The 22,723-nt window shown below is 42.6% G+C and carries 18 protein-coding genes and 1 pseudogene; 7 read left to right on the top strand and 12 right to left on the bottom strand.

Translation table 11 applies throughout. The features are described from left to right. Positions 1 to 153: 153 nt before the first annotated feature. From C0V70_RS08335 to C0V70_RS08325, 3 genes are read left to right on the top strand one after another with little or no spacing between them, the layout of a single operon-like run. A complete protein-coding gene (locus C0V70_RS08335; RefSeq protein WP_102243406.1) occupies positions 154 to 3,312 on the top strand; it encodes a hypothetical protein in 3,159 nt (1,052 codons plus the stop codon). Between the two features lie 25 nt (positions 3,313 to 3,337). Beyond that, on the top strand, positions 3,338 to 5,656 hold the full coding sequence (locus tag C0V70_RS08330) for a hypothetical protein (protein WP_102243405.1): 2,319 nt from the start codon (positions 3,338 to 3,340) through the stop codon (positions 5,654 to 5,656). Between the two features lie 2 nt (positions 5,657 to 5,658). Further along, positions 5,659 to 6,309 carry a hypothetical protein gene (locus C0V70_RS08325; protein ID WP_102243404.1) on the top strand — a complete coding sequence of 217 codons (651 nt, stop codon included), beginning with the start codon at positions 5,659 to 5,661 and terminating at the stop codon, positions 6,307 to 6,309. On the opposite strand, the gene C0V70_RS08320 is transcribed toward C0V70_RS08325, so the two are convergent. Then, a complete protein-coding gene (locus C0V70_RS08320) occupies positions 6,299 to 6,874 on the bottom strand; it encodes a putative outer membrane beta-barrel protein (protein WP_102243403.1) in 576 nt (191 codons plus the stop codon). The two genes, C0V70_RS08325 and C0V70_RS08320, sit on opposite strands and share 11 nt — an antisense overlap. Positions 6,875 to 6,956: 82 nt before the next feature. On the opposite strand from C0V70_RS08320, the gene C0V70_RS08315 reads away from it, so the two are divergent. Together C0V70_RS08315 and C0V70_RS08310 are read left to right on the top strand one after the other, a co-directional pair. Beyond that, positions 6,957 to 7,418: a DUF4430 domain-containing protein gene (locus tag C0V70_RS08315; RefSeq protein ID WP_102243402.1), complete on the top strand. Its 462-nt coding sequence runs from the start codon at positions 6,957 to 6,959 to the stop codon at positions 7,416 to 7,418. A 99-nt stretch (positions 7,419 to 7,517) separates the two neighbouring features. Next, positions 7,518 to 8,693, top strand: a complete 1,176-nt coding sequence (locus C0V70_RS08310; protein WP_102243401.1) for a hypothetical protein — start codon at positions 7,518 to 7,520, stop codon at positions 8,691 to 8,693. On the opposite strand, the gene C0V70_RS08305 is transcribed toward C0V70_RS08310, so the two are convergent. Then, positions 8,694 to 10,628: an acetoacetate--CoA ligase gene (locus tag C0V70_RS08305; RefSeq protein WP_208107795.1), complete on the bottom strand. Its 1,935-nt coding sequence runs from the start codon at positions 10,626 to 10,628 to the stop codon at positions 8,694 to 8,696. Positions 10,629 to 10,638: 10 nt separating this feature from the next. Further along, positions 10,639 to 12,081, bottom strand: a pseudogene (locus C0V70_RS19360) (FumA C-terminus/TtdB family hydratase beta subunit). A 292-nt stretch (positions 12,082 to 12,373) separates the two neighbouring features. Here C0V70_RS19360 and C0V70_RS08295 point away from each other — a divergent pair. After that, the gene (locus C0V70_RS08295) at positions 12,374 to 14,425 is read left to right on the top strand and encodes an ATP-dependent helicase (RefSeq protein ID WP_102243400.1); all 2,052 of its coding nucleotides are present in this window, start codon (positions 12,374 to 12,376) and stop codon (positions 14,423 to 14,425) included. A 1-nt stretch (position 14,426) separates the two neighbouring features. On the opposite strand, the gene C0V70_RS08290 is transcribed toward C0V70_RS08295, so the two are convergent. The 4 genes from C0V70_RS08290 to C0V70_RS08275 form a co-directional block, all read right to left on the bottom strand. Continuing rightward, on the bottom strand, positions 14,427 to 15,125 hold the full coding sequence (locus C0V70_RS08290) for a carbonic anhydrase (RefSeq protein ID WP_102243399.1): 699 nt from the start codon (positions 15,123 to 15,125) through the stop codon (positions 14,427 to 14,429). A gap of 166 nt (positions 15,126 to 15,291) precedes the next feature. Continuing rightward, positions 15,292 to 15,621: a hypothetical protein gene (locus C0V70_RS08285; protein WP_102243398.1), complete on the bottom strand. Its 330-nt coding sequence runs from the start codon at positions 15,619 to 15,621 to the stop codon at positions 15,292 to 15,294. Beyond that, a complete protein-coding gene (locus C0V70_RS08280) occupies positions 15,618 to 15,968 on the bottom strand; it encodes a Bor/Iss family lipoprotein (protein ID WP_133566732.1) in 351 nt (116 codons plus the stop codon). Before C0V70_RS08280 ends, C0V70_RS08285 begins: the two co-directional genes overlap by 4 nt. A gap of 43 nt (positions 15,969 to 16,011) precedes the next feature. Next, a complete protein-coding gene (locus tag C0V70_RS08275) occupies positions 16,012 to 16,830 on the bottom strand; it encodes an enoyl-CoA hydratase-related protein (RefSeq protein WP_102243396.1) in 819 nt (272 codons plus the stop codon). Between the two features lie 116 nt (positions 16,831 to 16,946). On the opposite strand from C0V70_RS08275, the gene C0V70_RS08270 reads away from it, so the two are divergent. Beyond that, positions 16,947 to 17,345 carry a hypothetical protein gene (locus C0V70_RS08270; protein ID WP_102243395.1) on the top strand — a complete coding sequence of 133 codons (399 nt, stop codon included), beginning with the start codon at positions 16,947 to 16,949 and terminating at the stop codon, positions 17,343 to 17,345. A 60-nt stretch (positions 17,346 to 17,405) separates the two neighbouring features. Here C0V70_RS08270 and C0V70_RS08265 read toward each other — a convergent pair whose 3' ends face one another. From C0V70_RS08265 to C0V70_RS08245, 5 genes are read right to left on the bottom strand one after another with little or no spacing between them, the layout of a single operon-like run. Beyond that, on the bottom strand, positions 17,406 to 18,326 hold the full coding sequence (locus tag C0V70_RS08265; RefSeq protein ID WP_102243394.1) for a hydroxymethylglutaryl-CoA lyase: 921 nt from the start codon (positions 18,324 to 18,326) through the stop codon (positions 17,406 to 17,408). Then, the gene (locus C0V70_RS08260; protein WP_102243393.1) at positions 18,320 to 18,790 is read right to left on the bottom strand and encodes an acyl-CoA carboxylase biotin carboxyl carrier protein subunit; all 471 of its coding nucleotides are present in this window, start codon (positions 18,788 to 18,790) and stop codon (positions 18,320 to 18,322) included. The genes C0V70_RS08265 and C0V70_RS08260 overlap by 7 nt, the downstream gene beginning before the upstream one ends. Next, entirely contained in the window at positions 18,790 to 20,289 is a 1,500-nt protein-coding gene (locus C0V70_RS08255) for an acetyl-CoA carboxylase biotin carboxylase subunit (RefSeq protein ID WP_102243392.1), read from the bottom strand. The genes C0V70_RS08260 and C0V70_RS08255 overlap by 1 nt, the downstream gene beginning before the upstream one ends. A 2-nt stretch (positions 20,290 to 20,291) precedes the next feature. Beyond that, positions 20,292 to 21,068: an enoyl-CoA hydratase-related protein gene (locus C0V70_RS08250; RefSeq protein ID WP_102243391.1), complete on the bottom strand. Its 777-nt coding sequence runs from the start codon at positions 21,066 to 21,068 to the stop codon at positions 20,292 to 20,294. 14 nt (positions 21,069 to 21,082) lie between these two features. After that, entirely contained in the window at positions 21,083 to 22,705 is a 1,623-nt protein-coding gene (locus C0V70_RS08245) for a carboxyl transferase domain-containing protein (RefSeq protein WP_102243390.1), read from the bottom strand. Positions 22,706 to 22,723: the final 18 nt, after the last annotated feature.

Raw genomic sequence — 22,723 nt, 5'->3', positions numbered from 1 at the left:
CTCCTCTGAATTTATCGAATGTTTACCACCATATGCGGTAAAAAGCGCATGATTAAATTAATCAAGCATTAAAATAAGGCCAAGATACCAAGTTTTTTGGAAAACCATCCGAATAGACTAAAGAATGATCTTTAAGCCTTAGGAATGATTGCTATGAAAAATTTAAAACGACTCACAAAAACATTCGCGGTTCATGCAATGATTATTTCATTGCTACAGACTTCGTTTGTTTTCATGCCTGCTTACGCTGCTAACATCAACAGCACTGAAAAAACAGGACAGGAAATTTTAAATGTCGCTAAGACTGCCGTTGGTATTTACGGCTCTTTCTTAGGACAAAAACAGCAATCAATCATGCTGCAAATTCAGGCGCAGAAAAACCAACAACTAATGCAGACACTGAGTCCAAGCTGTCGCAAAGCAGACGGGACTTCATGTTATACGACTGGAAGTAAATTCTTTCCAGAGTGTCCACTTCCCGCTTCAATGACAAGCATGCCTCAAAACGTGTGTTCGGCAGCGAGCCCAGATCCAAACCAAATCGCGCAAATGATTACGTATGAATCAATTGCAAAAAGCTGGATGAACTACTTTGACCAGATGTCAAACGAAGCTTCAAATGCGAAAGTTCCATTTGGTCTTAAATGTCTTGGAGACAAACAAAAGGCCCTTGACTCTCAGTTAACTGAGATGGTGAACAACCTGACTCGCCTTCAGGATCAGTTAAATAAAGACAAAGAAACTTTCCGCAACAATAACAAAAAACTTCTTGAAGACCTTGCGACTTATAACGACGAACTTATGGGTGCAAGTGGAACAGGAAAAAACAACCTGAAGCTTAAGACTCAGGACTTTGCAAAATACTTCTCTGCAAGCTGCCAGTCAGTTATTGGTGAAGATGGATTAAGAGATGGCCCAAGCATGGGTCTTCTAGGAATCATGCAATCACTTTCTCCTGCAAGCAAGAGAGCTGCTGACTACAACAACAACCGCGCACTAATTGAATCGGAAATCAGAAACGACGTTGCAAAAATCCAGGCGGCCATTCAAAATGGTGGTCTACAAGATTACTTCGATGGAAAAATCGCTGAAACATCTAAATACCAGTCTCTGGTAGTTGCGACTCAAAAGCAGTCTAAAGAATTCAGCATCGCTAAAGAAAGAATTGCCAGTGAGTTAAAGAAGATTGGTTACACTCTTCCAGAAATGGATAAGAACTTCTCTGTCGATTTCGATGAGTTTTTAAAAGACTCACAAACCTTCTTTAAGAAACAATACATCAATGAGTGTGTGACTGGTGCAGATAAGAGTGGGATCGCCATCTCTACTGACCAAATCCTAAAAGCTCTTCAACAAAGAAGTACAGGAAATGCCGGTACTGCTCTATCGAAGTATAAAGATGCTTTAAAGATCATCATGGAAAGTGACTCATCAATGGAGCAAAAACTTGCTGACATCAAGGCCCTGGAAGGAACTTACCAGGACATGAGCATCACTTACCAAAGCTCAGATGGACAGAAAGTTACAGAAACTCCTTATGATCTTTATATGAGAACTCTGGAAAAATGTAACCAGCACTACAACAGTGACAAATCGAGCTCTGATGGCTCAGTTGCTGTGTCTCAAAAGAAAAAAGTTGAAAGAGGTCAGGCCCTTTTAAGAGAGCTTCAATCTCTACACAACAACTACTCTTCTCAACTGGCAAGCCGTGTTCTTGACCAGGCCCTTAACTGTAACGGTGAATCGAAAAAGGCCGGATCAGGATGCGGGAATAAAGAAGCATTCGATCACACATCAGCAAACTTCTGTATGTCAAATGCTAACCTTTGTGCCAACGAAGTGTCTGGCTGTTATGCTGAAGCGACAAAACATGTAGAAGCAAGAAAAGCTAAAATGGAAGCATTGGCAAAAACATTTAATGCCAATACTGAAATTATGGTGGCAAGAGCTAACCAACTTTACAATGCTCAAAAAAACGCGGTTATGGACATGATTAAAGTTGTTCAGGCCCGCTTCCCTGGTACAAACTTCGAAATCCCTGAAGGGATGTTCGTTTCAATGCCAGAACTTAAGAAAGATGCTTTTGGTGTTGAACTCGCTAACGACGGAAACCTTTCTTTTATGGACGAGCTTCCAAAAAAGATCGGTCTTTTAAAGCAAGTTTTCGAAAAACAAAAAGATACTGTTAACAAAGAAATTGATGATTATATTGCGAAACAAGAAGGCGCAATGTCTAAAGAAAGAGGACGTTGGGAACAACTTGCTGGCGAATGTAAGGGTATGATCGACAGGTCTTCTTCAGAGCTTGCTAAATCAAACGCTGAAGGGGCAAAAAAACAGGCAGAACTTGACCAAAAAGTTGGAAGCTTCTGTAGAAAATACTCTCAGCTTCAAGACAACCCGTTTGGAGCTTGTGAAGACGCTAAGGACCTTGCTGAGCAAGCAGACAAAATCAGCGCTCGCCTAAGCAGCAACGCTGAAAACGTTACAGCTCAATTCCGTACTCTATGCAACATGTACAACAATGAAAGCTCTTCGGCCAGCAGCGAGTATGAGCTTTGCCGTAAGGCCAGCTACCGTGAAAAGAATGAGGATCGTTGTGCTATCGCTGAAAATAAAGAACTAGCAAAATTAGGTAAAAAAGAAGAAGGCGGAAAAAAAGGTGGAAAGAGAAATGGGGCCATCTCCCTTGCCTCTCTTTGTGGATCAGATTCAAAACCAGCAACAAACAAAGACCTGGTTGATCGCATCTTGGGAAAACTCCCTGAGAAAGAAAGATCGAAGTTTGACGGCGATAAAAAAGAAAAACTTGTGAAGGCGCTTGAGTCTCGCGATTTTGACGGCCTTGATGGCTACGGCGACCTGGAAGATGAAGGTGTTTTACAAAGCATCGCTGATCTTGGGGGCGGAGCTGACAATGTATGTTCGAAACTTTTCACGCTAAACAATGGGACTTCTGCAAATACAGATAAGCAAAAAGCAGAATTGACAGCTCTTGAAAATGAACTAAAAGCTGCCACGACAGAAGATGCTAAAAAAGAAGTCACAACAAAAATTGAAAATAAAAAGAAAGAGATTACTGCAGCTGACACTAAAGGAAGCAATCCTGTTGCAAAAGTTCTTGAAGATTTAAAATCTGCCGCTCTTGCGGGAACAACAGTTGAAGCTCAAAGAGAAGTTGCATTCAACCGTCTCGGGGAACAAATCGACGGTTCATGTGATGCTCAGGCAAGCAATACATCAATGCCTAAAGACTGGGGAAGCCAGTTATTACAGTCATTCGATAAAGCGATTTTGGGGAATACAAAGTAGTACGTTAGCGACAAGACAGGTTTAGATGGGGAAAAGAAACTGGGGCTTAAAACATTGCAAAACACTCACTGCACTTCTTTTAGTGTCAGTGGCGGTGTCGTCATGTATTCCGTCTGTGAGCTCTAATCCTCGCAGCCGCCTGAGTGCGAATGCGACTAATTCAAATGTCGGGCTTTACCAAGGAAAAATCCTTGCCGACAACCCTATCATTCTTTCAAACGATCCAAGTCTTAGCTTAAAATATGACCTCAATAAACTAACGAGTGTTGCCAACATCACGACAAACTCTTTTCTTCAAGGCAATCCGAACTGTTCGGGTCTTACTTACTGTTTTGAAGTCAGACAATACAAAGAGTCTGTTTCTGCGCTACAAACGACTGATGGGAAATGGGGTTATTCTACCGCCTCGGAAGAATTCTTACAGGTTAATACCTACTACCATTTAAATAAAATTTTTGATCAGTTCTTTTCGAATCTTGGGCTTTCATATGGTAATGCCTACGATTCTTTTGCTTTCCCTATTTACGACACTGCTATTCCTTTAAACCTATATAACTCTGATGGAACTTTTAACTTAAACAGCCAGACATTAATGGCCTTCTCAGGTTGTGACCTGGAAAACAACGCCACTTATGATCAGGCCACAGAGTCACTTTGTTTTGGATACACTGGAAGCAAAAAAGAACTTCGTTGGGCCCATGACAGTACGATTGTTTATCACGAGGCCGGACACTTTTTTCAAAAGTTACAATTAAACTTTAGAAACACCGCCTCTGTCACTAAGGCCCAGTTAGGAAATTATCTCTACACTGAAGCCGGCTCTATTGGTGAAGGTCTCTCTGATTTTTTTAGTTACTACGTCAATGGTCGCACACACTGGGGTGAATGGGCCGCAGGAAAGCTTGGTGGCTCTCGCCCACTTTCTGAAGATGACTCACTTCACGTTCCAAGTTTATCAACGGACGATGACCAGAGACTAAATTATCCACAATACTTAAACTACGATCCAAACGATCCTGAAATTCCTGTTGAAGATATTCACATGTCAGGGATGATTATCTCCCACTACCTGACGGCCCTTTCAGTTGACCTACAGTCAAAATGTAGTATGTCCTCAAAAGACGCCCGTGAATTTGTCATGTCTATTTTGAATGAAACGATGGCCGAACTTGGAGACTTAACTTCAAAAGGAACAGTTAATGGTTCTGTAGGTAAAGTGAACATGGACGCCACGAATTCACTTCAATGGCTTTCAACAAATAATCCTATTAACTACCGTTCATTTTCTCAAACAATTGCCAAGAACCTGCTAAATACAATTGGAAACGCGGGTCTGAACCGTTGTAATGGGACATACTATACCCGCGACAATATCGAAGGGCTCCTTGATAGTTACGGGCTTCTCCTCTTTAAAACCTATAATCAGCACAGAAACCTGACGAATACATCGACTAAGATCAACACTCAGGTAACAGCAACAAACAGAAAAAAATCGGTGTTGATTTCTAAAAACAGTTTAATCCTCGACCCAACAACCGGAGCTAGCTCTGCATACGTTATCGATAGCCGCACGCAAATTGCGGCCGGAATCACCCAGCTTCAGTCTTCTGGTCTCATTGGAACAATGTCAGCCCAGACACCAAGTGATTTTGGTTTCAACAACGGAAATAGCAAAGTAAGCCCGGGTGAAGTCGTTGCTATCGCACTTAACCTATACAACAATTCAAACTCAGTGATGGGTGGAATTGAAGTCCTGGCCAACGATTGGGACCATGCTGATACAGTCACAAAAAAGCCATGTCTGTTTGATTCAAATCTTTCAAATGATGGATGGCCTCTGTCTTCTGAAGGTGCCTCAACAGATGCAAACTGCCAGACTATCGGCGCCTCAACTACAGAATTTGCTCCTGTGTGTTTCGTGCAATCAAACGAGTCATCGGCAACAAAATGGATCTCTCAGCACGAGTTCAAAGAAAAAATGTCGATTGATACCAACTCGTGTCTGGATAAATCTAATGACAAAGACTGTTTTATCCGCGCCATCAAAGGGGCAGACAAAGCTCACTTCTCAAAGATCAATCCGAAGTCAACATGGGGCCAGACGATGGCCAACCCAAAAACAGGAAAGGCGTACGGACTGGATTGGGGTAACGTGCTTTTATTTGAAGTTTCAAAACACATTCCTCCGGGAACAGTGATTGATTGCCGCTTGAGAGTGCGCTTTACAAACTGTGAAGACTGCTTCCACGACAGTACAAGAAACAACAATGATTATTTTGATTTTGAATACAATGGTCCAAGACCATTTAAGATTATCCACCTGCAGATTCCGATTACAGATTAATTATGAAAAAAACGTTCCTGTTTGTCCTTTCTGTATCCCTGGCTTTTGGTATAACTTTTTATATCAAAAGAAGGGAGTCTCAGACTCTCGCGCACAAGGGCCGTGAGTGGAAAACATTTGTCAAAAAATCTGATTCTGAGGTTGCTTCTCACAACACGACTTCCGATGAATTTCAGGCGGCAAAAATCATCAATCCTGACGAGAATAAAAAAGAAAAAGCAAACCGCACTGTCGCCTCTGTTAACCCTTTTAAAGGCTTCATGGTCAGGCAAAACCGCATTCTTATGGGTGATATAGACCAGAAGTATGAAGACGAGGCCACAGAGCTAAAAATGGTCAATGCCGTCAATCCTGACTGGAAAGAGATCATGGGTGAAGACCTGATGCGCTTTCAGCCTGAAGACACCAAACTCATGGTCAAAGAAGAAGTTCCGGTTATCAAAATCGTAGATGGCAAAGGACGTTTCCTAGAGCAAGTCATCGTGACCTACTTAAAAAAGAACGGCGATAAAAACAGCTTTAAAGCGCTTGTTGATTCAGAGACTGGAAGCATTGTTGAAACCTGGGACAGGTCTATTCATGAACAACTTGGAAGACGAAAAGGAAGGATGGCCTTCCCTTCCGTCAATGAAAGCGGAATTATTACAAAGTAAGTGGTAAACTCACACCAAGAACGATTTCTTTGAAATCGCGCTCTGGATTCAAAGACCCACTTCCTGCACTCGATTCATATTCATCAAAATTAACCATTCTATACATCAAGTTAAGTGAAAGAAATGGAAGTCCAGTAAAACCGACTCCTAACTCTTTTGTATTTCCTTTATGTTTGGTATTGATTGAATTATCAGACTTCGTAGTATTTGAGAAATAATACGCGCCCCATGCACGAAGCAGAATTGGAAAATTATAACCAGCAAAAACCCCAATCTCATTTCTGGTCATATCGGTTTTAACGGTCCCTGCACTGTTTTTTGCTTCTTGTTCATAGCTTGAACGGGTGTAATCAAGACCCAGCATTAAACCAAGATTCTGCCACCCAATTCTCGCCCCTAATTGAGGCCCGTTATAATCGTATTCTACGCCTCCAGCATCGCCAGAACCTGAAAGGTTGTATCCAATATGCGGCTCGATTAAAAGGGATGCAGAAGCCGTCTGCGCGCTTAAAAAAACAACACCCAATACTAGGGCCAGTTTTTTTACATTTTTACAAATTCCCATAGTTCCTCCTTGATTTTCATGTGAATCAGTACTACTTACTTTCAATTATCCATTGAGCTTCTAAAAAGGAAAGATAAAACTTATGAAATCACTGTATTCTCTTCTAGTTATCGCCCTTGTGTCTACGTTCTCCTTCAACGCGCACGCTGTGTATTTTAATGTGATTGGAGCATGTTCTGAGAGACCAGTTCATTCTGGTTCTTTTAAGACAGATCTCGATGACAGTGTTGGAAAAATCTCAATGGACATCTTTGACTTTAACAAAATCCCCTACGCAGGGACTGAGCACGGAATGAATTCTATCATCAATTCCCCTGTTGGGTTAGATGCTATGGAAGTTATTTCAGACTCTAAAATGCGCGCTTATGGGTGGTGTTTTTCCATCAATGGCGTGATTCCAGACGTTCTGGCCAGTGAAGTTCACTTTAGTAAACAAAATGATGTTTTAACCTGGTTCTACGCTTACTCAACGTACGATCAAGGGGTTTGGACTGATTACTGTGTTCCTTCGTATAAAATTAAGTCATCACAATTTTGTAAATAGTCCTCAATAACCGAGCATCTTAATCCGATAAGTTTGTGATCTCGGAGGACGCTCATAAAAACTTACTCTCCCTACCTATTTATCCTGGTTGTCGCAAGCATGGTTGGCCTGTGGTCAAGTCAGCAAAGCTATACTCCATCAAAAGTTAAGCGCGATATTGCCAGCGACTGCGACAGTATGGTTCGCGCTATTATCAGTCCAAGTGTTGAAGCAGAAAAAATCAAAAAGAAAGCTTCGGCCGATGAAGCCTTGGAAAAAGTTTATAAATTCAGAACGTCTATCTGGAATAAGATCATCAGCACCAAAGAATTCGAATCATTCAACGACATCGAATACTTCCGCTGGATGGCGATTTACAAAGATGCCAAGAGCGATCTTTCAAACGTTAACCCGGTAAGCATCGAACAAAAGATGGCCTTAATTGAAGTGATCAATGGCCGCTTGATCCCGACAGCAATGAATGCAGAAAAAAATCTTTCTGCTGATGTTCAAAAGCTCAATGCACTAAAACTCCGCAAGCTGCAAACACGCATGAGAAGTTTTGATCTATCTTCAAAACTGACTCGCGACGACCTGGAAGATTTCTCATCAGAGTTGATGTTGATTCTCAAAGGTCCCCCGGCAACACTTTTAGATTATTTTACAAAAAATAAAACGAAACGTATGAACGAGCGCCTTATGCGTATGGTTCAGGAAGACATCCTTCTTATGGGATTAAAAGGAATGGTTGAGCGCATTCCTGAAAAACAGTCATACACATCACTTGAGCGCGGTAAATATATTGTCAAGCGCTTCTTCCAATACAAAATCTGGAAGTACCTGGTGATTCCTTATGATCTTCCATGGTTTGAACGCGTAAAGATCCCTGATGAACTTTTAGAGAAAATCATTATTGATGGATTGGATGCTCACGAGCAAGAACTCATTGCTCACTTAAAAAAGCAGAACATGATCGACCACTATGAACGTTTTAGAAAAGTTTATAAGCCAATGGCCTTTGCTGTCGGCTTCTACTTCTACTACGATAAGTTCAATGACCAAATGAGTGGGAAACTGGATGAAAACCAGGAAGAAGAAAAGAAAAGATTCCTAGATGAGTTTAAAGAACTTTCAGACTCCATCATGGAAGCTAACGATACGACGATTAAATCTGAGGATACATTAAAGCAGGAGCAGTTTGAGCGCGTGCTTGAATCCTTCAGAAAGAAATACAAAGAAGAGCCTACTCCACAAGAGTATGAAGAAATGAGAGCGAAGATTTTCGGAAAATCTTAATTACGCCTGATACTGGTAATACTCTTCCAACGACTCAGGGTTTGTCAGCGCTTCAAGGTTAGTCACCGGTTTTTTCGCCAGCACTCTTGCCACAGCTAACTCCACCTTTTTCCCAGAACGCGTGTACGGGATGTCTTTGACCACATAAATCTCGCGTGGAACATGTCTTGGAGTCGTATTTTTTTTGATTAAGTCTTTTATCTGTTTTTTGCGCTCTAAAGTTAACTCTTCATTCGCTTTAAGCTTCACAAAAAGCACTACCTCAACATCCCCTTCTACCGGGCGTCCAACACAAAGAGAGTCCAGAATAAAGGCAAGCCCTTCGGTCTGACGGTAAATTTCAGCCGTCCCGATCCTCACTCCACCAGGATTTAAAGTAGCATCTGAGCGGCCATAAACAATCACTCCGCCATGCTCAGTGACTTTTACAAAGTCCCCATGAGTCCAGACTCCAGGGATTTGGTCAAAATAAGCAGCCTTAATTTTTTCTTTATTGGCATCATTTAGAAAATAGATTGGTCGGCTGGGAAAAGTCTGGGCGCAAACCAACTCTCCTTCAACTCCAACGACACTCTTGCCGTTTTCATCAAGGGCCTTCACGTCCATTCCAAGCCCTCGGCACTGAATCTCTCCACGGTAAACCGGAAGAATCGGGCAAGCGAGCATAAAACATGAAACAATATCTGTTCCGCCGGAAATACTTCCAAGCAGGACGTCTTTTTTTATGTTGTTGTAAACGAAGTCGTACTGCTCAGGTAAAAGCGGTGACCCCGTTGAAAGGATTGTTTCAAGTGTTGGGTAATCTTTAAACTTTGCGTGCGTGTCTTCCAGTGCTTTTAAAAACTTTGGAGACGTCCCGAAGATATTGACCCCTTCTCTTTCAATCACATTGAAAAAATACTCAGGTGAAGGAGTTGCAGGAGAGCCTTCATAAAGAACAACTGTTCCCCCTGAATACAACCCGCCCATAAGCCAGTTCCACATCATCCATCCACAAGTTGTGAAATAAAGAATCTTTTTTTCAGCTGTCATATCACAGTGAAGGCCCATTTCTTTAATTAACTGAAGGAGTGTTCCCCCTTGAGAGTGAACGATACACTTTGGTTTTCCCGTCGTTCCCGACGAGTACATAATATATTGAGGATGAGCAAAAGGAACTCTTGTGAATTCGATTTTGTCGTCACTCATATTTTTGGCGATGATTTCTTTGTAGTCCACCGCTTTCGAAAATTTAGAAAGCTCATATCCTCTGCCTAAAAAATCGACCAGGATAATTTTCTCTAAACTAGGAATGCGCTTTTCAATCTCAGCAAGCTTCTCTTGCAAGTCAAAATACTTTTCGCCGTACTCATACCCTACAGCGGCCACCAGAACCTTAGGTTCTGACTGCCCGAAACGATCAAGGACACCTTCAATCCCAAAGTCACAGCTTGTTGATGTAAACACTCCCCCCATTGAAGAAGCGGCCAGCATTGAGATCGCCGTCTCTGGAATGTTTGGCATATAAGCTGCGAGCACATCCCCTTTTTTCATCACAGATTTCAAATACGTCTGAAGTGCTTTTACTTCCGTGCGAAGTTCTTTGTAAGTGATTTTTCGAGTGCGTTTCGATTCATGCTGAAAATTTAAAGCAACCGCATCGGCCTTGCCATTTTTTAGCAGGTTTTCAGCTGAATTGATTTTAACATTTGAGAACCAAGTGTAGTTTTCAAACCCTTCTTCCAGTAAAGCTGGATCGAGGCTTCCTTCATATGCTACACCGAAATAAGAAATGAGAAATTTCCAGAACAGGTCTTTTTTACCAACCGAAAATGCATGAAGGTCCGCATAGTTTTTTAAATTGAGATTGAACTCAGTGTTGAGCGCTTTCATAAAAGCGCTCAACTGAGATGATTCAACTCTTTTAGCTGAAGGAGACCAAAGCATTTCGTTCATGGCAAAATCCTTACAGAACTTTCTTTAGTGCATCGTTTGATCTTGCCTCAACGTCAGCGTGCAGAGAATTTCCGTGCGCATCCATTGTTACAACAACTGGGAATTCAGTGACTGATAATTCCCAAATCGCTTCAGGAGATCCAAGGTCTTTCCAGTAAACATTATCAACCGAGTCGATTTTTTCAGCGAGAACTTGAGCGGCCCCACCTACTGCGTGGAAATAAACACAGCCGTACTCTTTACAGCCAGCAAGTGTTTTTGGCCCCATTCCACCTTTACCGATAACTCCTACGATCCCGTAGTCTTTCATAACTTCTGCCTGGTAAGGCTCCTCGCGGATTGAAGTCGTAGGTCCCGCTGCTGTGACTTTGTATTTCCCGTCTTTTTCCAGGATAACTGGACCGCAGTGGTAAATGATTTGGTTATTTAAATCTACAGGTGGTTTCACACCTTCGTGTAATCTTTTGTGAACAGCATCTCTTCCGGTAAAAAGTTTTCCGGTGATTAAAACCATGTCACCAACTTTTAGTTCTCTTACAGCTTCGTGTGAAAATGGGTATTCTAATCTTTTCATATTTGCCTCTTAATATAACCACTTTTTAATTGTGTTGTTTGATGAAAGCTCAATTCCTTGTCTTCTAAATGCCCAGCACATGTACGAGATAGACACGAAAAAAGAGGCCGGAAGACGATTAAGCGCGCTGATCTTGCAACCTAGAAGAGTCGTCTTTCCACCAAACCCCATAGGCCCGATTCCAAGTTTGTTAGATGTCTCTACGATTTCTGTTTCTAATTCAGCAAGTGAAGCATTGGTGTTCTTATCATCGAGCTTTCTTAGAAGTTGCTCTTTTGATTCAATGTAGCCCGCTCCGCGGTCTCCACCGATACAAACACCAAGCACTCCCGGACCACATCCCTTTCCTTGAGCTTTATGAACAGCATCCAGGATAACTTTGCGGACACCATCTAAATCTCTTCCCGCTCCTAGAGCTGTGTGAGGAAGCGAGTATTGAGCACCAACGTTCTCGCATCCACCACCTTTAAGCATAAGCTTCACTTCAACAGTGCTCTTTGCATGCTCGTGGTAGTGAATCGAAGGGTGACCTGGCCCGATATTTAGTCCTGAGTTTTCTCCCGTTAAAGAGTCTACTGAGTTCTGGCGAAGGTAGCCTTTTTTAGTTGCTTCAACGACAGCTTTTTCAATAAGCTTCGTGAATTTTGATTGATTGAATCCCACTGGGTGAGCAACATAAAACAATACAGTTCCCGTGTCCTGACAAAGTGGTTGTGATTTTTTCTTAGCTAAATCAATGTTGGCTTTGATGATATTCATTGCGTATTCAGCTGTTGTGTTTTTTTCTTCGCGCTCTAGGGCTTCAAGAATAACTTTTTGAACATCATCAGGAAGTTCAGCACTTGTGACTCGGATAAGTTCCAGAAGAGATGCTTCCAGCTCCTTATCACTTCCGCCAGAAGCTTTTAGTGCTTTAGGAGCAGCTTTTTTCGCAACAACTTTCGTTGATTTTTTTGGTGTTGCTTTTTTAGCAGTCTTTTTTACAGCTGGTTTTTTAGTTGATTTCACTGACTTCGCCGCCTTAGCTTTAGTCTGTTTTTTTGCCACTTTTTTGGCGGCCTTTTTTATAGATTTTTTCTTCATCGCCATACACGAATCTCCGCTAGTTTTTAAGAAATTTAAGTACAAAAATTATAGCAAGACTCCTTTGGATTTAGTACTCTTTTTCCCTATGATTTCCCTTAGCGGTCTAAATGACAAACAGCGAGAAGCGGCCGAAACGGTCGAGGGGCCGGTCCTTATTCTGGCGGGCGCTGGCTCAGGGAAAACCCGCACTATTACCTATAGAATTGCCCACATGGTGGACAACCTGGGAATCAAAGGCGACTCAATCCTTGGGGTAAGTTTCACCAATAAGGCCGCTAAAGAGATGCGCGAACGCGTTGTCACCCTCTTAGGCGCTAAAAAATCCCGCAAAATTGCCTTACTTACTTTCCACTCACTGGGAGTGCGAATCTTAAAGAAGGAAATTGATAAACTCGGCTACCACTTAAACTTTTCGATCTACGATCAATCTGATCAGCTGGCAATCGTCAGAGAGGCCCTAAAGCTTTATCACGCCGAGAAAAAATTTGATCAAAAAGATGTTCAAAGTAAAATTAGTTACCTGAAAAATGCCGGTATTTCTGAAAATGATTTTGCCGACTCTCCTCATTTTAACCCGGAAGACCCCTATTCGCACGCAACGGAATACGCCTACCGCTACTATCAGGAAAAACTAAAATTTTACAATGCCATCGACTTCGATGACATTCTCTTTTTAACATTGAGACTCTTTAGAGAAAATCCTGATATCGCCCGCGCGTACTCAGAAAAATACCAATTCATCATGGTCGATGAGTATCAAGATACCAATGCTCTTCAGTTTGAACTCATCCGCCACCTGACAGTCACTCACAACAACCTATGTGTTGTAGGTGATGACGACCAGTCTATTTATGGATTCAGAGGCGCTGACATCTCAAACATTTTAGAATTCGAGAAAACTTTTCCTGAAGCTAAAGTCGTTAAGCTCGAAGAGAATTACCGCTCAGTGAGCTCGATTCTCGATCTCGCCAACAATGTTATTAAAGAAAATAAAAAACGCCGTGATAAAACTCTCTGGAGCCAGAAAAAAAGTGATCACACACCACTTCTTTGGGCCATGGGAGACACTGACCACGAGGCCGAAGTTATCGTCGAAGATATCGTCCGCCATCAAGGTAAAGGCGGCCACTTAGGCGACATAGCCATTTTATACCGAAGCAATACTCAGGCCCCACCAATTGAAGATCAGCTGCGCATGAGCCAGGTTCCTTACACCATTATCGGAGGACAAAAATTCTACGATAAAAAAGAAGTAAAGGACTTAATGAGTTATCTGTTTGTCATCATGAACCCAAGTGATCAGATGGCCATCAGGAGAATCTTAAACATTCCTCATCGTGGGATCGGAAATGCGACACTGGAGAAATACCTGGCAAAATCACAAGAGGACAACATCCCTCTTTTTGATGCCCTTGAAAAATACCCGGCGATCGATCCTCAACGCTCGGCCGGGATTATTAAATTTGTCGATCTCATCAGAAAGTTCAAAAAAGTTTTCGAGATGCATACTCTCAGTCAGTCAATCAGCACACTGATTGAAGAAATTGATTACCTGAATTTCATCGACAAACAATACGACAACGCCAAACAAGTTGAGCGCAGAAGAAACGACGTTATGCACTTTATCGAGTCAGCAGAACGTTTTACCAACTATTACAAAGAAAACGCCAACCTTAAAAACTTCTGCGAACGTCTTCTTCTTCAAGACTCTCAAGACAAAGAAGAAATGGATGAAGAGCACGACGGCGACGTCAGAAAAAATGAAGTCACTCTCATGACCCTACACTCATCAAAAGGTCTTGAGTTTAAAAACGTCTACATGATTGGAATCGAGGAAGAGACTCTCCCTCACAAAAAGACCATCTCTCAAGGCGAAGACATCTCAGAGGAGCGCAGGCTTTGTTACGTAGGGATCACCCGCGCCCAGGAAAAACTCGTCATGACTTACTGTAAGCAGAGAAAACTCTTCGGCAAAGAAACCCCACGTTTCGTCTCTCGCTTTCTAAACACTCTTGCGGCCGATAATTTATTTATCGAACAAGACCGCACAACCTTCGGCCACATGTCCGAAGAAGAAGCAACCGATTATAAAAAAAGCTTCTTCTCCAATCTTTTAGGAAACTTAAAAGACGACTAATTTATTTCCAATCAACGACACCAGAACCTAAATGATAAAGCGCCTTTTCAATATGAAGCTCTCCCGACTCAACAGCTGATTGAATTATTTCTGAGCGAGTTGTCAGGTCAGCGGCGACACCTTCTACATTGGACCAACTTTCATCAACTACATTTGCCGAGGCCGGAAGCCTCGAAAACCTTTTTAATCTTGGATGAATATCTCCGACTAATTTATTTAAACTCGGGCTTCCCGCATCTCCTCCATTTAAAGTAGAGAGGGCCGCTTTAACTGCACCACAAGATTCATGCCCCATAACTACAATCAAATTTGTCCCCAAATGAGAAACGGCGTACTCAATACTGGCAAGAACTGAAGAATCAATGGCCTGACCAGCAGTCCTAATAACAAAAATTTCACCTAACTTCTGATCAAAAAGCACTTCAGGTGGAACGCGCGAATCACTACACGATAAAACAATAGCGTGTGGTTTTTGTCCGCTTGCAAGCTTTTGAATATCCTTTGTTGATACTCCATCATTTCTAAACTGCTTACCTACAAAGCGCTTATTTCCGTTAACTAAATATCTAAGTGCCGTGTCGGCCGTTACTGGGCCAATTTCTCTTTTATGCGTCTCTTTATGAGCTGATGCGGCCACATGCTCAGAAGCTTCTACGTTTGAAAAAGTTATTACAAATAGAACAACTGCTAGAAACTTCATACCCACCTCGAATATTAAATTTCAGGTCTGATCGGCATTTAAAGCAAATTCCGTTAAGTGAGATTTATCAGTATTTTTGAATTGTTTGGCAGGCTTATAAAAAAAGGGGCCATCCTTGGCCCTTCATATAGAATGAATGTTGCCAATCCCTGGCACCAATCACAATTTAATTTTTAACGACTTTTAAGGCTATCTCGCGCACAAAAAACCACTTGGTAGTCATTTCCACACGGATCTTTTTTACTTCTTCGCACTTAATTCCGTGTTCCTCCAAAAGATCACGCAAACGAAGATCCCGGTCATAGAAAACATAAAATTGCTCGCGCGCCTTTATGTCGATGACTTTTTCCTCTTCAATCTCCTCGCGAGTAATCTCACGACTTGAAAGTGGATTAGTCCCCCAGAGTGCATTGGTCTTACAGCTTTTTGGGTTGATCCTTAAAGAACCACATCCCGAAAGCATCACCAACGCCATCACCAGCATCACCTTCTTCATTTGGTCTCTCCTTTTGAAAGGAGCGTAACCTTGTAGGTGGCCGGGCAATAAAGCCCTAAAGTGACAAAAGTAAAAAATATATCTTTAAATGTATATCTTTGTTCAATCGAGACATAAGACGGGTTATTCACCCCTTCACCTTCTGTCTCATCCTGAAGATTGAATTCCGCATAAGTCGGAGTCAGTCCCCAGAAATAAAAATCCTTCGTTTTTTCGACCTCGATTAGTCTTTCACTTCCTGAACGAGCTCCGACACTAAAGTCCTCTCGTCCGCTGGTGTTAAACTCCATCGTTGAACAGGCATTTGCCAGAAACAACATGAGGAACGACAACGTTAGATTTTTCATCTTCTTTAATTGTGTATCGTTCCGTCTTTCTATGTCAAATTTTTTATTCGCCAGAAAAACGTGGAGAGCGTTTTTCTTTAAAAGACTTGAGTGCTTCAAAGTGATCTGCTGTTCTTTGAGAAATTCCTTGGTAGCTCGCAAGCATATCAAGTGAGGTTTGCAGGTCGTGCAGATAAGAAACCTTCATCGCTTTTTTAGTCAACTTCTGCGCCACAGGTGCAAGAGAAGCTACAGTGTCGGCCAATTTTTCTGTCTCACTTTCTAAATTTGAATCTTCGAATAAAAAGCTCAGGAGTCCAAAGTCCAATGCTTCTTTTCCTTCATAGCTTTTTGCCGTTAAAAACATCTGCATTGCTTTGGAATATCCGATTACTCTTTGAAGAAAAAACGTTCCACCATCACCTGGAACAAGTCCCATGCGGGTAAAAGTCTCGGCAAATTTCGATTTAGAGTTCCCTGTGCGCATGTCACACATCATAGAAAGATCACACCCGGCCCCGACAGCAGCTCCATTAACCATGGCGATCACCGGAACAGAAAGGTTTTCAATACACTGAGGAATGCGCTGAATCCCGTGCTGATAGCGCGATCGAAGCTCGTTGGATTCACCGGCAAACATCCCGGATTTTTCTTCCATTGCTTTGATATCTCCACCCGCGCAGAAGTTTTTCCCTTTCCCTGTAATAACTACAACCCTGATTTCCGGGTCAAAATCCGCCTGCCTTAAAACCTCTGTTAAGGAGTCAATCATTGGGGTTGTAATCGCGTTCATTTGGTCTGGATTATTAAGAGTTACCCATAGTTGGTGGTTATTTTTCACTGCCACTTCAAGGTCTGGAAAGGTCTTTTGGTAAAAGCTCATATGAGGACTCCGTTTAAAAAAACAGTAAATTTTTCATGTTTGATAATGCCTATCTATTTTTATGATAAATGATTTCTACTCAACAAAACAACACGAACTTTTTTTTTGGAGGACACATGAAATCACTTTTAGCAGTATTCGTTCTGGCACTTTCACTAAACGCAATGGCCTATGAATCAGGAATGGGAAGAAATGGACCATACACTGTTGGACCATTAGGATACACAGACCCTTCAGTTTCTTCAGCTGGTGTAGGCGTAATGTCTGCAGGTTCATCTGTTGGATCATCAGTTGGTAACCCAACTCTTGGAACATCAGCTGGTACTTCAGCATCTCTTCAAATGAAGGCAATCGCTCAAGCTGTAGAAAACGACGCTCAAAACTACCTTCAAACAGGTGAAATGAGCCTTCTTCTTAACAACCAAGTTAACAACATCCTAGCTCAAAACGGTGAGCTTTCTGTTGAAGAAGCGGTTTCAATCGTTCTTGAGTTCGCTGAACTACACCTTCAGTAATTAATTGTTAGAATAAAAGACAAAAAAAAGGCCTCCGAAATGGGGGCCTTTTTTATTTTATCAGGCCTTGTTGGCCAGGAATGCAGTTAAGCTTTTTGAAGATGATCCTTTGGAAAGCTTGCTTAGAATAAAGCTTGAAGCTTGGGCCAGTTTTTCCATGTTCACGCCAGTCTCAATTCCCATCGAAGAGAATAAATAGACTAAATCCTCAGTGGCCACGTTTCCAGACGCCCCCTTAGCGTAAGGACATCCCCCTAATCCACCGGCAGATGAATCAAAGCTCGTCATCCCCATTTCAAGAGAAGCTAAAATATTGGCCACGGCCATTCCACGGGTGTCGTGAAAGTGCATAGCAAAGAAGTCCAGGCTGAAGTCAGACTTTAAAAATTCGATTGTTTCTTTAACTTGTAGTGGGTTGGCCACTCCAATTGTATCGCCTAGAGAGATCTCATGAACTCCCAGGCTTTCTAAATGATTGGCGACTCTCTTGAGTTCAACCAGGCTGGTTTTTCCTTCATAAGGGCAGCCAAAAACGGTTGAAATGTACCCTCTGGTCTTAAGGCCCTCTTTGTTGGCCCTTGCCATCACGGCGTCAATTCTCTTTAGAGATTCATCAATAGTAGCGTTGATGTTTTTTTGGTTAAATGTATTTGATGTCGCCGTAAAAACCGCGATCTCTTTTACACCGGCACGAAGGGCATTATCGAGCCCTTTATCGTTAGGAACGAGAGAAATAAGTTTCGCCTTTTTAAGAGACGCCTCTTTTACCAGAGCTCCGTAGAGCTCAACCCCATCACTCATTTGTGGGATTTTTTCTGCACGGACAAAACTAGTCGCTTCGATCTCAGAAAGACCAGCGTCTGCCAGCATTCTGATGAATGTCACTTTGTCTTCTAATGAGACAATAGTTTTTTCATTCTGAAGCCCGTCCCTTGGACCGACTTCAACGATGCGAACTTTTTTTGGCATGTGACTTAGCATAACTTAACCAGCTCCACTCCACCTTGCACCTGATCGCCTTCTTTGTAGAAAATCTTTTCGATCTTCCCTTTTTTGTTGGCCTTAATCGTGTGCTCCATCTTCATCGCTTCCATCACAAGAATCGGAGTTCCTGCTTCAAGCTCTGAGCCTTCACTTACCAAAACCTTTAAAATTTTTCCTGGCATTGGGCTTACCATCTGGCCGTGGTCACCGCTCTTTCCTTTTCCTCGCACTCGTTTTGGCGTATCAATCGAAAACTCGATTCCATCCACTACAATGTGAGTGTCCAGCGCCACCACTGATGAGTTGGTGTTGTTGTAATTTAAGTTTAATTTGTAATCATCGATGTTGCCTAGATTGACTGCGTATTCAGTCCCATCAAGGTTAAAAAGAACAAAACGTGGGTTTTGTTCAATAATGTCCACATCAATAAGTTCTTCGTTTAATTGGATTTGTCTTTTCATTAAATATTCCTAAAGCCTGACAGGCGTTCCCAAACACTATTAGTCTTGAATTCATGAGAAGAAACACTCTTCCCCTGATCTTTTTTTAGCAAGAAAGCGGCCACGGCCAGCGCTCTTTGCTCTTTTGAAGCTTGCTTCTTTTGCAACTTATCTTCGTATGTCTTTACGAAATGCGTGTACGTTGTCCCGCTCAAAAACTCAGGCAAAGTCAGGATGCGCTTTAAATAGTCGCGGTTAGTTCTTAGACCTAAAAATAAAATATCGTTTAGGGCCAGATTCAACTTTTGAGCAGCAACTTCGCGGCTCTCTCCCCAACTGATAAGTTTTGCCAGCATAGGATCAAATGAGATTGTCACAGCGTTACCGTCAACATAACCGCAGTCCAGTCTTGTATCACGAACCGTTGTCTTTCCGATTTTTTTAATGGTCCCGATACTTGGAAGGAATCCATTGTCTGGGTCTTCAGCATAAAGTCTCACTTCAATCGCATGACCTCTTTGCTTGATATCGTTTTGAGTGAAAGGAAGTTTATCCCCCTGGGCCACCATAATCTGCAGGCGAACAAGATCTAGTCCTGTCACCATTTCAGTTACCGGGTGCTCTACCTGAAGTCTCGTGTTCATCTCCAGGAAGTAGAAGCTTCCATCGGTATCCAGGATCAATTCAATTGTTCCTGCGCCTTCGTAGTTAATCCCGCGAGTGATCTTAATGGCTGCTTCTGTCATCTTTGCACGAAGCTCAGGTGACACAGCAGAGCTGGGAGACTCTTCAACAATCTTTTGGTAACGGCGCTGGATCGAGCACTCTCTTTCATAGAGGTGAAAGTGATTGCCGTGCCTGTCGCTCATCACCTGGATTTCAATGTGGCGAGGTGAAGTGATGTATTTTTCCAGAAGAACAGTGTCGTCTCCGAAAGCGTTCATCGCTTCTCTTTTTGCTCCTTCAAGGGCCTGTTGGAATTCATTTTCTTCATAAACGATTCTCATCCCTTTCCCACCACCTCCGGCAGAAGCTTTAATTAAAACCGGAAGACCGATTTTTTTTGCTTCTTTAATCAGAAAACTAATTTCCTGATTATCACCGTGGTATCCCGGGATTGAAGGAACTCCTAATTCCTGAATTTTAATTTTAGAAGTCTTTTTGTCTCCCATTAGATCAATTGACTCAGGAGATGGACCAATAAAAATAAGACCGGCGTCTTTTACTTTTTTAGCAAACGAAGATTTCTCAGAAAGAAATCCGTATCCAGGATGTACTGCGTCCGCACCACAGCTACGCGCGATCGCGATAATCTTATCTTGATTCAGGTATGTTTCTTTTAAAGGTCCTGAGCCTAGGCTAAACGATTCGTCACCGGCCAAACAATGAGGTAACCCCACTTCTTCATCGGAATAAAGAGTGACGGTTTTAATCCCCATTTCACGGGCCGTCTGAATCACTCGCAGGGCAATTTCCCCGCGGTTAGCAATTAAAATCTTCGTAATTTTTTTTGTCGTCATGATTAATACCAACTCGCTTTTCTTTTTTCTAATAATGCACTCATGCCTTCCTGACCTTCTGCTCCTACGCGAGCTTTGGCAATCATCTCACAAGTAAAATCGCGGGCGTCTTCCATTGTTTCAGCTCTTACCACGCGGTTAATAAGTTCTTTTGCTCTGACAGCGGCACTCGGCCCTGCCAGCAGGAAATCGGCCACGACTTTTTCAATCTCAGCATCCAGGTGCTCGCTTGTTGTCACCTGATGAACAAGCCCCATAACAAAAGCACGAGACATGCTGATCTTGGCGCCACTTAAAAAACTTGCTCTAGCGTGAGACTCGCCGATTTTAGCGATAACAAACGGAGAAATAACAGCTGGCAGAAGTCCAAGTCTTACTTCAGTAAAAGCGATTGTTGCTGTATCAACAGCGACAACGTAATCACAACAAGCAACGAGCCCTGCTCCACCACCTAGGGCCGAACCGTTAATCTTTCCAATCACCGGACGCGTGAAGCGGTTGATGACCGTAAAGAGCTCCGCCAGGTTTTGCGAGTCCTTCACGTTTTCTTCGTGAGAATAATCTTTCATGCGCTTCATCCAGTTCAGGTCAGCTCCCGCACAGAAAGACTTTCCTTCACCAGTTAAAATCACTAAACGAACGCCTGAATTATTTTCCAGGTCGTTAAAGCAGACGATTAAATCGCGGATTAAATCGTCATTAAAAGCGTTGTGTAGCTCCGGACGGTTTAACGTCACCGTCGCCACTCCTCTTTGATCAATATCTAATTTATAAAGCATAAAAATCTCTCCAATTACATTCTGAAGACACCAAACTTCGCTTCCCCGATACCAGAGTTAAGTGAAGTGGCGATTGCTAATCCTAAAATATCTCTGGTTTGAGCTGGGTCGATAACCCCGTCATCCCAAAGGCGGGCACTTGAGTAGTAAGGGCTTCCCTCTACTTCGTACTTATCTAAGATTGGTTTTTCAAAAGCTGCTAATTCCTCAGGAGACATTTCTTTTTTCCCTGAAGCTTTTAGACCGCTTTGTTTTACTGTTGATAAAACTTTTGCCGCCTGCTCGCCACCCATGACGGAGATACGAGAGTTCGGCCACATCCATAAGAAACGTGGACTGTAAGCGCGCCCACACATACCGTAGTTTCCGGCACCAAAAGATCCACCGATAATAACTGTGAACTTTGGAACCTGAACTGTTGATACCGCCGTTACCATCTTGGCGCCGTGTTTAGCGATTCCTTCGTTTTCATATTGGCGACCAACCATAAAGCCGGTGATGTTTTGTAAAAAGAGCAGAGGAATTTTTCTTTGGCCGCAAAGCTCGATAAAGTGCGCGCCTTTTTGAGCACTCTCAGAAAAAAGAATCCCGTTGTTTGCGACGATCCCGATCTGGTGACCGTGGATGCGGGCAAATCCTGTGACCAGAGTGTTGCCGTAGCGTTCTTTGAATTCATGGAATTCACTTCCATCAACTAAACGGGCAATGATCTCTCTGACATCAAAAGGCTTTCTGGTGTCTTTTGGAACAATCCCATAAAGCTCTTCGCTTGAGTAAAGAGGCTCTTTCACTTCTTTTGCTTCAAGGAGCCCCTGAAGCTTTCCAGGAGATTTGAAGTTTAGGTTTTCAATAATATTTCTGGTGATGATGAAAGCTTCTTCTTCATCATTGGCCAGATGATCTGATACACCACTGATTCTGGTATGGACGTCTGCTCCCCCCAGATCTTCAGCAGTAACGATTTCACCAGTTGCTGCCTGAACTAACGGAGGTCCACCAAGAAAGATTGTTCCGTTATTTTTTACGATAACAGTCTCATCACTCATGGCCGGAACGTAAGCTCCACCCGCTGTACATGAACCAAGAACAACGGCAATCTGAGGAATCCCTTTTGCTGACATCTGTGCTTGATTGTAAAAAATACGACCGAAGTGATCTCTGTCCGGGAAAACTTCATCTTGCTTTGGAAGGAAAGCCCCACCACTGTCTACCAGGTAAATACATGGAAGATTATTTTCAAGAGCGATCTCTTGAGCGCGTAAGTGCTTTTTTACCGTCATTGGGAAATACGTACCACCTTTTACAGTCGCATCGTTAGCAACAAACAAACATTCAACTCCGTGAACACGACCAATCCCTGTTACCATTCCTGCAGCTGGAACATCGTCTTCATAAAGATTGTAAGCGGCCAGAGATGAAAGCTCGATGAAAGGAGAACCCGGATCAAGGATCTTCTCAATGCGCTCCCTCGGCATGAATTTTTTTCTATCGTGATGGCGTTTAACTGAATCAGCGCCACCGCCAAGTTTAATTGTTTTTAATTTTTCCGCCAGCTCCTCACGAAGGCCCTGGTGGTATTTTTTGTTCTCTTTAAAATCGGCTGAATTGGTGTCTATGCTAGACTCGATAACGTCCATGAAAAGTCCTCGTAACTT

It is taken from the genome of Bacteriovorax stolpii (assembly GCF_002872415.1).
Taxonomy (GTDB): Bacteria; Bdellovibrionota; Bacteriovoracia; order Bacteriovoracales; family Bacteriovoracaceae; genus Bacteriovorax; species Bacteriovorax stolpii.
The sequence above is the reverse complement of the archived record's forward strand: the minus strand, read 5'-3'. Positions and strand labels throughout refer to the sequence as shown.

What these genes read in the sequence shown, in the direction of transcription:
- C0V70_RS08335 (WP_102243406.1), top strand. Translation starts at nt 154, where the DNA reads ATGAAAAATTTAAAACGACTCACAAAAACATTCGCGGTTCATGCAATG.
- C0V70_RS08330 (WP_102243405.1), top strand. Translation starts at nt 3,338, where the DNA reads ATGGGGAAAAGAAACTGGGGCTTAAAACATTGCAAAACACTCACTGCA.
- C0V70_RS08325 (WP_102243404.1), top strand. Translation starts at nt 5,659, where the DNA reads ATGAAAAAAACGTTCCTGTTTGTCCTTTCTGTATCCCTGGCTTTTGGT.
- C0V70_RS08320 (WP_102243403.1), bottom strand. Translation starts at nt 6,874, where the DNA reads ATGGGAATTTGTAAAAATGTAAAAAAACTGGCCCTAGTATTGGGTGTT.
- C0V70_RS08315 (WP_102243402.1), top strand. Translation starts at nt 6,957, where the DNA reads ATGAAATCACTGTATTCTCTTCTAGTTATCGCCCTTGTGTCTACGTTC.
- C0V70_RS08310 (WP_102243401.1), top strand. Translation starts at nt 7,518, where the DNA reads ATGGTTGGCCTGTGGTCAAGTCAGCAAAGCTATACTCCATCAAAAGTT.
- C0V70_RS08305 (WP_208107795.1), bottom strand. Translation starts at nt 10,628, where the DNA reads ATGAACGAAATGCTTTGGTCTCCTTCAGCTAAAAGAGTTGAATCATCT.
- C0V70_RS08295 (WP_102243400.1), top strand. Translation starts at nt 12,374, where the DNA reads ATGATTTCCCTTAGCGGTCTAAATGACAAACAGCGAGAAGCGGCCGAA.
- C0V70_RS08290 (WP_102243399.1), bottom strand. Translation starts at nt 15,125, where the DNA reads ATGAAGTTTCTAGCAGTTGTTCTATTTGTAATAACTTTTTCAAACGTA.
- C0V70_RS08285 (WP_102243398.1), bottom strand. Translation starts at nt 15,621, where the DNA reads ATGAAGAAGGTGATGCTGGTGATGGCGTTGGTGATGCTTTCGGGATGT.
- C0V70_RS08280 (WP_133566732.1), bottom strand. Translation starts at nt 15,968, where the DNA reads ATGAAAAATCTAACGTTGTCGTTCCTCATGTTGTTTCTGGCAAATGCC.
- C0V70_RS08275 (WP_102243396.1), bottom strand. Translation starts at nt 16,830, where the DNA reads ATGAGCTTTTACCAAAAGACCTTTCCAGACCTTGAAGTGGCAGTGAAA.
- C0V70_RS08270 (WP_102243395.1), top strand. Translation starts at nt 16,947, where the DNA reads ATGAAATCACTTTTAGCAGTATTCGTTCTGGCACTTTCACTAAACGCA.
- C0V70_RS08265 (WP_102243394.1), bottom strand. Translation starts at nt 18,326, where the DNA reads ATGCTAAGTCACATGCCAAAAAAAGTTCGCATCGTTGAAGTCGGTCCA.
- C0V70_RS08260 (WP_102243393.1), bottom strand. Translation starts at nt 18,790, where the DNA reads ATGAAAAGACAAATCCAATTAAACGAAGAACTTATTGATGTGGACATT.
- C0V70_RS08255 (WP_102243392.1), bottom strand. Translation starts at nt 20,289, where the DNA reads ATGACGACAAAAAAAATTACGAAGATTTTAATTGCTAACCGCGGGGAA.
- C0V70_RS08250 (WP_102243391.1), bottom strand. Translation starts at nt 21,068, where the DNA reads ATGCTTTATAAATTAGATATTGATCAAAGAGGAGTGGCGACGGTGACG.
- C0V70_RS08245 (WP_102243390.1), bottom strand. Translation starts at nt 22,705, where the DNA reads ATGGACGTTATCGAGTCTAGCATAGACACCAATTCAGCCGATTTTAAA.